Origin of the sequence: Rathayibacter sp. AY1E3, assembly GCF_002932235.1 — a bacterium.
Classification (GTDB): domain Bacteria; phylum Actinomycetota; class Actinomycetes; order Actinomycetales; family Microbacteriaceae; genus Rathayibacter.
Window position 1 is genome coordinate 44,781 of the sequence record NZ_PSVN01000004.1, and the last position, 12,174, is coordinate 56,954.

Below are 12,174 nucleotides of genomic sequence, written 5' to 3' on the forward strand. Positions count from 1 at the left end.
ATGGCCGTGCCCACCGAGCTGCAGTACACCTCCGACCACGAGTGGATCCGGGTCGACGGAGAGGTCGCGACCGTCGGCATCACCGCCTACGCCGCGGACAAGCTGGGCGACGTCGTCTTCGTCGAGCTCCCCGAGGCGGGAGCCCGCGTCGAGGGCGGCAGCGTCGTCGGCGAGATCGAGTCGACCAAGTCGGTGGGCGAGCTGTTCGCCCCCGTCGACGGCGAGGTCCTCGAGGCCAACACGGCCGTCGTCGACAGCCCCGAGCTCGTCAACTCCGACCCGTTCGGCGAGGGGTGGCTGATCCGGGTCCGCTTCGACGCCCTGCCCGACGGCCTCCTCGACTCGGCCGCCTACACCGAGCTGGTCGGCGAGTAGATGGCGGCCACCAGGACCCCCGGCGCCTTCGAGTCCCGCCACATCGGGACCGACGCCGACGCGCAGCGCACCATGCTCGCGGCTCTCGGCTACGACTCCGTGGAGGAGCTCGTCACCGCCGCCGTCCCCGAGTCGATCCACGTCCGCGACCTCCCGCGGGTGCTGCCCGCTCCGGCCACCGAGACGGAGGCGCTCGCCGAGCTGCGCGCCCTCGCCGCGAGGAACACGGTGCGTCGGCCGATGATCGGCCTCGGCTACTACGGCACGCACACCCCCGCGGTGATCAAGCGCAACGTGCTCGAGAACCCCAGCTGGTACACGGCCTACACGCCGTACCAGCCCGAGATCTCGCAGGGGCGCCTGGAGGCGCTGATCAACTTCCAGACGATGGTCTCCGACCTCACCGGCCTCGACACGGCCGGCGCGTCGATGCTCGACGAGGGCACGGCCGTCGTCGAGGCCATGCTGCTCGCGCGCCGCGCCTCGAAGGCGCGCACCGACGTCTTCGTCGTCGACTCCGACGCTCTCCCGCAGACCCTCGCGCTGCTGCGCGGCCGCGCGGAGGCCGTCGGCATCCGCATCGTCGAGCTCCCGCTCTCGCGCACCGCCGCGGAGGAGGTGCCGGAGTGCTTCGGCGCCCTCGTGCAGTACCCCGGCGCGTCCGGGCACCTCTGGGATCCGTCGGCGGTGCTCGCCGCGGTGAAGGCCCACGGAGGCCTGGCCGTCGTCGCCGCCGACCTGCTCGCGCTGACCCTGGTGCGCTCGCCGGGCGAGCTCGGCGCGGACGTCGCGGTCGGCACCACGCAGCGCTTCGGCGTCCCGCTGGGCTTCGGAGGACCGCACGCCGGCTACCTCGCCGTCCGCAAGGGACTCGAGCGCCAGCTGCCCGGCCGTCTCGTCGGCGTCAGCCAGGACGCGGACGGCCACCCCGCCTATCGCCTGTCCCTCCAGGCCCGCGAGCAGCACATCCGCCGCGAGAAGGCGACCTCGAACATCTGCACCGCGCAGGTCCTCCTGGCGGTCATGGCGGCGATGTACGCGGTCTACCACGGACCGGACGGGCTCGCCGCGATCGCCGAGCGCGTGCACGGCCGGGCCGCGCTCCTCGCGCGCCTCCTCCTCGACCGGGGCCACTCCCTCCGGCACGCCGACTTCTTCGACACCGTCTCGGTCGTCGTGCCCGGCGGTGCGGAGGCGGCGGTCGCCCGCGCCCGCGAGGCCGGCTTCGACGTGCGCCTGGTCGACGCCGACACGGTCTCGGTGTCGATCGACGAGACGGTCACCGACCTCGAGGTGATCGCCGTCGCGACCGCCGTCGGGCAGCTGGACTCGTCGTTCGGCTTCCTCGGCGGCTCCGCGCGGAGCATCCCCGCCGAGCTCGACCGCCGCACGCCTTTCCTCGTGCACCCGGTCTTCAGCAGCCACCACAGCGAGACCTCGATGATGCGCTACCTCAAGCGCCTCGCCGACTCGGACTACGCGCTGGACCGCGGCATGATCCCGCTCGGCTCCTGCACCATGAAGCTCAACGCCGCCACCGAGATGGAGGCGGTCAGCTGGCCCGAGTTCGCGGACCTGCACCCGTTCGCCCCCGAGGCGGACGTGCAGGGCTCGCTGGCGCTGATCGACCAGCTGGAGGGGTGGCTCGCCCACCTCACCGGCTACGACTCCGTGTCGCTCCAGCCCAACGCCGGCTCGCAGGGCGAGCTCGCGGGCCTGCTGGCGATCCGCGGCTGGCACCGGTCGAACGGCGACGAGGACCGCACGGTCTGCCTGATCCCCTCGAGCGCCCACGGCACCAACGCCGCGAGCGCGGTCCTCGCCGGCATGCGCGTCGTCGTCGTGGCCTGCGACGAGCTCGGCAACGTCGACCTGGACGACCTCCGGGCGAAGATCGCCGAGCACGCGGGCTCCCTCGCCGCGCTGATGATCACCTACCCGTCGACCCACGGCGTCTACGAGCACGAGGTCGCCGAGATCTGCCGCCTCGTCCACGAGGCCGGCGGACAGGTGTACGTGGACGGCGCGAACCTCAACGCGCTTCTGGGCTTCGCCCGCTTCGGAGACTTCGGCGGCGACGTCTCGCACCTCAACCTGCACAAGACGTTCTGCGTCCCGCACGGCGGAGGCGGTCCCGGCGTCGGTCCCGTCGCCGCGAAGGCGCACCTCGCGCCGTTCCTGCCCGGTCACCCGCTCGCGCAGCGGCTCGAGCACGGCGTGGGCACGCAGGGCGAGCGGATCGTCCACGGCGGCGCACCGGTGTCGGCAGCGCCCTACGGCAGCCCCGGCATCCTGCCGATCTCGTGGGCGTACGCCCGGATGATGGGCGAGGAGGGCCTGCGGGCCGCGACCGGGGCGGCCGTCCTCTCGGCCAACTACGTCGCTGCGCGCCTCCGCGAGCACTACCCGGTGCTCTACACGGGGGACAACGGGCTCGTCGCCCACGAGTGCATCCTCGACATCCGCCCGCTGACGGCGGCGACCGGAGTGACCGTGGACGACGTCGCCAAGCGCCTCGTCGACTACGGCTTCCACGCGCCGACCATGAGCTTCCCCGTCGCCGGGACCCTGATGGTCGAGCCGACGGAGAGCGAGGACCTCGCCGAGATCGACCGCTTCATCGACGCGATGATCGGGATCCGGGCCGAGGCCGACCGCGTCGGCGCGGGGGAGTGGCCGGTGGACGACAACCCGCTGCGCGGCGCCCCGCACACCGCCGAGTGCCTGACGGCCGAGGAGTGGACGCACCCGTACAGCCGCGAGGAGGCCGTCTACCCGGTCCGCTCGCTGGTGCGCGGCAAGTACTGGCCGCCGGTCCGCCGGATCGACCAGGCCTACGGCGACCGCAACCTCGTCTGCGCCTGCCCGCCCATCGAGGCCTTCGCCTGATCCGCCCGCACGCGCTCGTCCGCAACCGAGGGTGAGAGAGCAGCAACGGAGCCTCGAGCCCGTTCCCGGCTCTCCCACCCTCGGTTGCAGACACGGTCGGTCCCTCACAGGCGCGGAGTGGGTCGCAGTCCTCCCGATCCGGGGGGAACGGCGCACGGCGACCCCGATGCACGAGGGAGCCCGACCGAGGGGAACGCGTGGTGGAGGTGCCGGCAGGGCTCGACGGAGTAGCGACGAGCGAGCAGCTCCACCGTGCGGGTGTCACGCCCCGGCTCCTGAGAGCCGCCGTCGAGCGCGGCGCGGTCCTGCGGCTCCTCGGATGCGATCGGTCCGTCGTCACGTCCGCGGAGCCGGCGGCGCGAACAGCTCGGGCCAGAGGGCGACGGCCAGCGGGTAGCCGACGAACGAGACGATGTCGATGATCGAGTGGGCGATCACCAGGGGCAGGGTGCGTCCGAAGCGCTGGTAGAACAGTCCGAACACCAGGCCCATGACCACGTTCCCGATGAAGGGCCCGATGCCCTGGTACAGGTGGTAGCTGCCCCGGAGCAGCGCACTGGTCACCAGGATCCGCCACCGCCCCCAGCCCAGATCGCCCAGGCGGGCGAAGAGGTACCCGATCACGACGACCTCCTCCTGCACTCCCGCCCGGATCGCGGAGAGCACGAGCACCGGCACCGTCCACCAGTACGCGTCCAGCGGCGAGGCCACCACCGCCACGGTGATGCCCAGCGCGCGTCCGACGGCGTACAGCGCGATGCCCGGCGCGCCGATCGCCACCGCGAGGACGGTCCCGGTCCCCAGGTCCGCGAACGGCCGGCGCAGGTCGAGCCCCAGGCGCCCGAGCGGACGGCCCGAGCTCTGCCAGAGCAGGAACGCGCAGAGGGCCACCGGCACCAGGTCGAAGAAGAGCGCGAGCAGCTGGTAGACGAGGTCGAAGCCCGGGCGGTCGCTGAGGGCGCCGTTGATCGTCGCGGTCTGGTCGGCCAGTGCGGTCGAGCGGGTGAGCCGGTTGGCGATGGAGACCACCGAGTAGACCGCGGAGGCGCCCAGCGAGAGCCCGAGGACCAGCAGGATCTCGATGCGGATCCGGCGCCGTCCGGGCGCGGATCCTGACAGGTCGGTGGACACTCCGTGCGTCTCCTCTGAAGTCGATGTGTTGCGCGACGGCCGCCCGGTACGCACGTTTCGTGCAGAACCCCGCAAGGATTCCACCTCCCGGTTACCGCTGTGTAACGGTTGCCACATGCTTTTGTGCAGATAGCGGGCGAATACATAGTCTCGTTGAAGGCATCCGCGCGACGGCCACCAGTCTCGTGCGCCGCCGCCGTCGCCACGCGCACGGCACTCCACGCGTCAGGGAAACCACTTCTCGCGCGCCCCCACATCACTGGAGGAATAGTGAACATCAGACGTTACGGATTCGGGGCTCTGGCGCTCGTCGCCGCGAGCACGCTGGTCCTGGCCGGCTGCAGCAGCTCGAACGACTCGGGCGGAGGTGCATCGGGAGGCGACGCCGCCGCGATCATCTCCACGAACGGCTCCGAGCCGCAGAACCCGCTGATCCCGACGAACACCAACGAGGTGGGCGGCGGCAAGATCCTCGACGAGATCTTCGCGGGCCTGGTCTACTACGACGCCAAGGGCGCCCCCGAGAACGACGTCGCCGAGTCCATCGAGTCGGACGACGCGCAGAACTACACGATCACAATCAAGTCGGGCCTGACCTTCACGAACGGCGACCCGGTCACCTCCACCTCGTTCATCGACGCCTGGAACTACGGCGCCAAGCTGTCGAACAACCAGCTCAGCGCGTCGTTCTTCTCGAACTTCGAGGGCTTCAGCGACACCGAGGACAGCGAGCTCACCGGCCTCAAGGCCGTGGACGACACCACCTTCACCGTCGCTCTCAAGTCCCCGCAGTCGGACTTCCCGATCAGCCTCGGCTACTCGGCGTACTACCCGCTGCCCGCCGCCGCGTTCGACGACATGGCCGCCTTCGGTGAGAACCCGATCGGCAACGGCCCGTACAAGCTCGACGGCGACGACGCGTGGCAGCACGACGTCCAGATCGAGCTCGTCAAGAACGACGAGTACACCGGCCCCCGCGAGGCCCAGAACGGCGGCCTGAAGATCGTCTTCTACGCCACCCAGGACGCCTCCTACGCCGACCTCCTCGGCGGCAACGTCGACGTGATCGACCAGATCCCGGACTCCGCCTTCGGCACCTTCGAGAGCGACCTCGGCGACCGCGCCGTGAACCAGCCCTCGGCCGTGTTCCAGTCCTTCACCATCCCGGGCCGTCTCCCGCACTTCGACGGCGAGGAGGGCCAGCTCCGCCGCCAGGCGATCTCGATGTCCTTCGACCGCAAGGAGATCACCGACGTGATCTTCGAGGGCACCCGCACCCCGGCCTCCGACTTCACCTCCCCGGTGATCGACGGCTACAGCGACGCCCTCTCCGGCGCCGACGTGCTCGAGTACAACCCCGACGAGGCCAAGGCGCTGTGGGCTCAGGCCGACGCGATCAGCCCCTGGGACGGCACCTTCAAGATCGCCTACAACGCCGACGGCGGCCACCAGGGCTGGGTCGACGCGGTGACCAACTCGATCAAGAACACGCTGGGCATCGACGCCGAGGGCGACGCGTACCCGACCTTCGCCGAGGCGCGCACCAAGATCGTCGACCGCTCGATCGAGACCGCGTTCCGGACCGGATGGCAGGCCGACTACCCGAGCCTCTACAACTTCCTCGGACCGCTCTACGTGACCGGCGCCTCGTCCAACGACGGCGACTACTCGAACCCCGAGTTCGACACCCTGCTCCAGCAGGGCCTGTCGGACGCCGACGCCGACGCTGCGAACAAGACGTTCCAGCAGGCCCAGGAGATCCTCCTGAAGGACCTCCCGTCGCTGCCCCTCTGGTACGCGAACGTGACCGGCGGCTACGGCGAGGGCGTGTCGAACGTCGAGTTCGGCTGGAACTCGGTGCCGCTCTACTACGAGATCACCAAGAACTAAGCTCGAACCACTGGGGCGCTTCGCCCGTGCCGTCGGCCACCAGGTCACGGCACGGGCGGAGCGCCCTGTTTCGGTCACAATCGAATGAGGTCCCCATCCATGCGACTCCGGAACCGGCTGGGCTGACATGCTCGCCTACATCGTCCGACGCATCCTGCAAGCCGTCCCCGTGCTCATCGGCACCACGTTCCTCATCTACTTCATGGTCTTCTCCATGCCGGGGAACCCGCTCCTGTCGCTCTTCGGCGACAAGACGCCGAGCCCCGCACTCCTCGCCCGCCTCGAGGAGCAGTACCACCTGAACGAGCCCTTCTTCGTCCAGTACCTGTACTACCTGGGAGGCGTCGTCCGCGGCGACTTCGGCATCTCGTTCTCCGGCCAGTCCGTCAACGAGATCCTCGCCCGCACCTTCCCGGTCACCCTGACGCTCGCCATGATGGCGATCGTCATCGAGATCGTCGTCGCGCTGACCATCGGCCTCATCAGCGGTCTGCGCAAGGGCAGCTTCTTCGACGCGAGCGCCCTGGTCGTCAGCCTCCTGCTCGTGTCGGTGCCGATCTTCGTGCTCTGCTTCATCGCGCAGTCCTTCTTCGCGATCCAGCTGGGATGGTTCCCTCCGACCGTCGGAGCCGACGCGTCGTTCCAGAGGCTGCTGCTGCCCGCGATCGTGCTCGCCCTGTTCGTGGTCGCGTCGGCCATCCGCCTCACGCGCGGCTCGGTCATCGAGACGGCCGGCTCGGACTTCGTCCGCACCGCGTACAGCAAGGGGCTCTCGCGACGCCGCGTCATCCCCGTGCACGTCCTGCGCAACTCGCTCATCCCGGTCACGACGCAGTTCGGAGCCGACTTCGGCCTCCTGATCGTCGGCGCGACCGTGACCGAGGGCATCTTCAACGTTCCCGGAGTCGGGAACACGCTCTATCAGGCGATCATCCGAGGTGAGCGGCCGACCGTCGTCTCCTTCGTCACGGTCATGGTGCTGTTCTACCTCGTGGTGAACATCCTCGTCGACCTGCTCTACGCCGTACTCGACCCGAGGATCCGCTATGCCAAATGAGTCCACCGGCGGCGCGCAGAAGGCCCGCCGCATCGACCACTTCGTGGCCCCGCTCGAGGAGACGCCGATCGCGTCGGTCGACGCCGTCAGCCTCGACGAGAAGCCCAGCAACCTCTGGACCGACGCGTGGCGCGACCTGCGCAAGCGGCCCATGTTCTGGATCTCGGGCGTCCTGATCCTCGTCATCATCGCCGTCGCGCTGTTCCCGGGCCTGTTCACCTCGGTGGACCCCCGCCAGTGCGCGCTCTCGTTCAGCAACCAGGGCCCCGGCGACGGCAGCCTGCTCGGCTACACCAAGCAGGGCTGCGACGTCTTCTCGCGGATCATCCACGGCACGTCCACGTCGCTGACCGTCGGCCTCATCGTGATCGTGATCACGACGGTCTCCGGCGTCATCGGCGGCGCTCTGGCCGGCTTCTTCGGCGGCTGGGTCGACACCGTGATCATGCGCCTCGGCGACATCTTCTTCTCGATCCCCTACATCCTCGCCGCGGTCGTCATCATGTCCGTCTTCTCGGCCTACCGGAACGTGTTCGTCATCGCCCTGGCGATCGGCGCGTTCGCCTGGCCGACGACGGCGCGCGTCCTGCGCTCCGAGGTCCTCCGCGTGAAGCAGGCCGACTTCGTCGGCGCCGCCACCGCGACCGGCCTCTCCCGCATGGCGATCCTGTTCCGGCACGTGCTGCCGAACTCGATCGCTCCCGTCATCGTCGTCACGACGATCTCGCTCGGCGCGGCCATCACCGCGGAGGCGACGCTGTCGTTCCTCGGCGTCGGCCTGCCCGGCTCGGTCATGTCGTGGGGCAACGACATCAGCCAGGCCCAGCGCGATCTGCGCACCAACCCGCAGACGCTGATCTACCCGTCGATCGCCCTGACGGTCACGGTGCTGAGCTTCATCCTCCTCGGCGAATCGCTCCGCGACGCGCTCGACCCGAAGGCGAGGGCCCTCCGATGACCGCCACGACACCGAACGCACCGCACGGGCCGCTGCTCGAGGTCACCGACCTCGAGGTCGGCTTCCAGACCGGCAGCGGACTGGTCCCCGCCCTCCGCGGCGTGAGCCTCACGATCGAGCACGGCCAGACCGTCGCGATCGTGGGGGAGTCGGGCTCCGGCAAGTCGACGACCGCCGCCGCGATCATCGGCCTGCTCCCCGGCACCGGCCAGGTCACCGCCGGCTCCGTGCTGTTCGACGGCAAGGACCTCGCGAAGGCGACGAGGACCGAGCTCGAGGACATCCGCGGCCGCCGGATCGGCTACGTCCCGCAGGACCCGATGTCGAACCTGAACCCCGTGTGGTCGGTCGGCTTCCAGGTCGAGGAGACCATCAAGGCCAACGGCCTCGCGACCGGTCGCAAGGAGGTGCGCGCCAAGGCGATCGAGGTCCTGCAGAACGCGGGCCTCGCCGACGCGGAGAAGCGCCTCAAGCAGTTCCCGCACCAGTTCTCGGGCGGCATGCGCCAGCGCGTGCTGATCGGCATCGGCCTGGCCGCGGCTCCCCAGCTGCTGATCGCCGACGAGCCCACCTCGGCGCTCGACGTCACGGTCCAGCGCCGGATCCTCGACCACCTCGAGACTCTGACGAAGACCGACGGCACCGCGCTGCTCTTCATCACGCACGACCTGGGCCTCGCCGCCGAGCGCGCCGAGAAGCTCATCGTCATGTACAAGGGCCGCATCGTCGAGTCCGGCGCCTCGGTGGAGGTGCTGCAGAACCCGCAGCACCCCTACACGCAGCGCCTGATCGCGGCGGCGCCCAGCCTCGCGTCGCGCCGCATCCAGTCGACGGCCGGCCGGGCCGTGGAGTCGGTCCCCGGCGAGTCGGAGGCCGTCCGCGAGGTCGACATGGTCGGCGCGGGCGCCGCGCACCACGCCGGCGCGGTCGCCTCGGGCGCCCCGATGATCGAGGTCGACGGCCTCACCAAGGTCTTCAAGATCCGCCGCGGCGGCCTGAAGGCCGAGGACTTCACCGCCGTCGACAACGTGTCGTTCTCGATCCCGAAGGGCACCACCACGGCGCTCGTGGGCGAGTCCGGATCGGGCAAGTCGACGATCGCCCGCCTGGTGCTGGGCCTCGAGACGGCGACGTCCGGCGCGATCTCGATCGCCGGCCGACGGACCGAGAAGCTCAAGGGCCGCGACATGCTGGCGCTCCGGCGCTCCATGCAGCCGGTGTTCCAGGACCCGTACGGCTCGCTCGACCCGCTGCACAACATCGGCAACACCATCTCGGAGCCGCTGCGGGTGCACAAGGTCGGCGACCGGACGTCGCAGCGCGAGCGCGTCCTCGAGCTGCTCGACCAGGTGTCCCTCCCGCGCGTGATCGCGAGCCGGTACCCGAACGAGCTCTCCGGCGGCCAGCGCCAGCGCGTGGCGATCGCCCGCGCGCTCGCGCTGAAGCCGGAGATCGTGGTGCTCGACGAGGCCGTGTCGGCTCTGGACGTCCTCGTCCAGGCGCAGATCCTCCGCCTCCTCGCCGACCTGCAGGCCGAGCTCGGGCTGACCTACCTGTTCATCACGCACGACCTGGCGGTGGTCCGCGTGATCGCCGACGACGTCTGCGTGATGCAGAAGGGCAGGATCGTCGAGCACGCCCCGACGGACACCGTGTTCGACTCGCCGCAGCAGGAGTACACCCGCGAGCTGCTCGACGCCATCCCCGGCGCCGGCATCGAGTTCGCGGTCTGACCGACCGTCACCTGGGCCCCGGCCCCGCCTGGAGCGCTCCTCGGAGCCCTCCGGAGCGGGGATCCGGGGCCCTTCGCCGTGCGGACGCCTCGCTGCGGTACGATGGATGGTCCCCCTTTTGCACGAGAACACGAGACGAGTCCGTATCCATGGCAAGTGCCACCCGCTCCGACCTGCGCAACGTCGCGATCGTCGCCCACGTCGACCATGGCAAGACCACGCTGGTCGACGCCATGCTCAAGCAGACGAACTCCTTCGACGCGCACGCCCACGTGGACGAGCGCGCGATGGACTCCAACGAGCTCGAGCGCGAGAAGGGCATCACGATCCTCGCGAAGAACACCGCTGTCTCGTACAGCGGCAAGCACGCGAGCGACGGTCCCATCACCATCAACGTCATCGACACCCCGGGCCACGCCGACTTCGGCGGCGAGGTCGAGCGCGGCCTGTCGATGGTCGACGGCGTCTGCCTCCTCGTCGACGCGTCCGAGGGCCCGCTGCCCCAGACCCGCTTCGTGCTGCGCAAGGCGCTCGAGGCGAAGCTCCCCGTCATCCTCCTGGTCAACAAGACCGACCGCCCCGACGCGCGCATCGACGAGGTCGTCGCCGAGAGCCAGGACCTGCTCCTCGGCCTCGCCTCGGACATGGCCGACGACGTGCCGGACCTCGACCTCGACGCGATCCTCGACGTCCCCGTGGTCTACGCCTCCGGCAAGGCCGGCCGCGCCTCGGCGAACAAGCCCGAGGACGGCACGCTGCCGGACGCCGAGGACCTGGAGCCGCTGTTCGAGGCGATCCTCAAGCACATCCCCGCGCCGACCTACGACGACGACGCGCCCCTCCAGGCCCACGTCACCAACCTCGACGCGTCGCCGTTCCTCGGCCGCCTCGCCCTCCTCCGCGTCTTCAACGGCACGATCAAGAAGGGGCAGACGGTCGCCTGGGTCCACCACGACGGCACCCACACCAACGCGCGCATCACCGAGCTGCTGATCACGAAGGCGCTCGACCGCTACCCGGCCGAGTCCGCGGGCCCCGGCGACATCGTCGCGATCGCGGGCTTCCCCGAGATCACCATCGGCGAGACCATCGCCGACCCCGAGGACATCCGCCCGCTGCCGGCCATCACGGTCGACGACCCGGCGATCTCGATGACGATCGGCACCAACACCTCGCCGCTGGTCGGCAAGGTGAAGGGCCACAAGCTCACGGCGCGCATGGTCAAGGACCGCCTCGACCGCGAGCTCATCGGAAACGTGTCGCTCAAGATCGTCGACATCGGACGCCCCGACTCGTGGGAGGTCCAGGGCCGCGGCGAGCTCGCGCTGGCCATCCTCGTCGAGCAGATGCGCCGCGAGGGCTACGAGCTGACCGTCGGCAAGCCCCAGGTGGTCACCCGCCAGGTCGACGGCAAGACGCATGAGCCCTTCGAGCACCTCACGATCGACGCCCCGGAGGAGTACCTCGGTGCGATCACGCAGCTCCTCGCCGCCCGCAAGGGCCGCATGGACGGCATGTCGAACCACGGCACCGGCTGGGTCCGCATGGAGTTCATCGTTCCGTCGCGCGGCCTGATCGGCTTCCGCACCGAGTTCCTCACCACCACGCGCGGCACCGGCATCGCGAACGCGATCCTGCACGGCTACGAGCCGTGGGCCGGCGCGATCGTCACCCGCAACAACGGGTCGATCGTCGCGGACCGCAACGGCGTCGTCACCCCGTTCGCCATCATCGCGCTCCAGGAGCGGATGACCTTCTTCGTGAACCCCACCGAGGAGGTCTACGAGGGCATGGTGATCGGCGAGAACTCGCGCAACGACGACATGGACGTCAATATCACCAAGGAGAAGAAGCTGACCAACATGCGTCAGTCCACCTCCGACACCTTCGAGTCGATGACGCCGTCGCGTCAGCTGACGCTCGAGGAGTGCCTCGAGTTCGCCCGCGAGGACGAGTGCGTCGAGGTCACCCCCGAGGTCGTCCGCATCCGCAAGGTGGAGCTCGATGCTAACGCCCGCGCGCGCATGACGAGCCGCCTCAAGAAGCAGGGCTGAGCCCCGGGCGCCTCGGCGCCCGCCTACGACGAGACCGGCCGGAGCGATGCTCCGGCCGGTCTCGTCGTCTCCGCCCGGTGCTGCAGC

General features: G+C 70.0%; 8 protein-coding genes. 7 read left to right on the forward strand and 1 reads right to left on the reverse strand.

From position 1 onward, the window contains the following. Nucleotides 1–375, forward strand: a complete 375-nt coding sequence (gene gcvH / locus C5C53_RS04525; protein WP_104237541.1) for a glycine cleavage system protein GcvH — start codon at nucleotides 1–3, stop codon at nucleotides 373–375. After that, entirely contained in the window at nucleotides 376–3,264 is a 2,889-nt protein-coding gene (gene gcvP / locus C5C53_RS04530; RefSeq protein WP_104266939.1) for an aminomethyl-transferring glycine dehydrogenase, read from the forward strand. A gap of 336 nt (nucleotides 3,265–3,600) precedes the next feature. On the opposite strand, the gene C5C53_RS04535 is transcribed toward gcvP, so the two are convergent. Further along, on the reverse strand, nucleotides 3,601–4,395 hold the full coding sequence (locus C5C53_RS04535; RefSeq protein ID WP_258059269.1) for a CPBP family intramembrane glutamic endopeptidase: 795 nt from the start codon (nucleotides 4,393–4,395) through the stop codon (nucleotides 3,601–3,603). Nucleotides 4,396–4,665: 270 nt separating this feature from the next. Here C5C53_RS04535 and C5C53_RS04540 point away from each other — a divergent pair, with 270 nt between their 5' ends. The 5 genes from C5C53_RS04540 (at nucleotide 4,666) to typA (ending at nucleotide 12,087) form a co-directional block, all read left to right on the forward strand. Next, entirely contained in the window at nucleotides 4,666–6,285 is a 1,620-nt protein-coding gene (locus C5C53_RS04540; protein WP_104266941.1) for an ABC transporter substrate-binding protein, read from the forward strand. A 127-nt stretch (nucleotides 6,286–6,412) separates the two neighbouring features. Then, complete coding sequence (locus C5C53_RS04545) at nucleotides 6,413–7,342, forward strand: ABC transporter permease (protein WP_104222975.1); 930 nt, start codon at nucleotides 6,413–6,415, stop codon at nucleotides 7,340–7,342. After that, nucleotides 7,332–8,300: an ABC transporter permease gene (locus tag C5C53_RS04550; RefSeq protein WP_104222976.1), complete on the forward strand. Its 969-nt coding sequence runs from the start codon at nucleotides 7,332–7,334 to the stop codon at nucleotides 8,298–8,300. Before C5C53_RS04545 ends, C5C53_RS04550 begins: the two co-directional genes overlap by 11 nt. After that, nucleotides 8,297–10,033 carry an ABC transporter ATP-binding protein gene (locus tag C5C53_RS04555; protein ID WP_104266942.1) on the forward strand — a complete coding sequence of 579 codons (1,737 nt, stop codon included), beginning with the start codon at nucleotides 8,297–8,299 and terminating at the stop codon, nucleotides 10,031–10,033. Before C5C53_RS04550 ends, C5C53_RS04555 begins: the two co-directional genes overlap by 4 nt. Before the next feature lie 149 nt (nucleotides 10,034–10,182). Beyond that, a complete protein-coding gene (typA, locus tag C5C53_RS04560) occupies nucleotides 10,183–12,087 on the forward strand; it encodes a translational GTPase TypA (RefSeq protein WP_104222978.1) in 1,905 nt (634 codons plus the stop codon). The last annotated feature ends 87 nt before the right edge of the window (nucleotides 12,088–12,174 follow it).

Coding starts and splice junctions, on each gene's coding strand:
- C5C53_RS04550 (WP_104222976.1), top strand. CDS start 7,332: ATGCCAAATGAGTCCACCGGCGGCGCGCAGAAGGCCCGCCGCATCGAC.
- C5C53_RS04545 (WP_104222975.1), top strand. CDS start 6,413: ATGCTCGCCTACATCGTCCGACGCATCCTGCAAGCCGTCCCCGTGCTC.
- gcvH (WP_104237541.1), top strand. CDS start 1: ATGGCCGTGCCCACCGAGCTGCAGTACACCTCCGACCACGAGTGGATC.
- gcvP (WP_104266939.1), top strand. CDS start 376: ATGGCGGCCACCAGGACCCCCGGCGCCTTCGAGTCCCGCCACATCGGG.
- C5C53_RS04555 (WP_104266942.1), top strand. CDS start 8,297: ATGACCGCCACGACACCGAACGCACCGCACGGGCCGCTGCTCGAGGTC.
- typA (WP_104222978.1), top strand. CDS start 10,183: ATGGCAAGTGCCACCCGCTCCGACCTGCGCAACGTCGCGATCGTCGCC.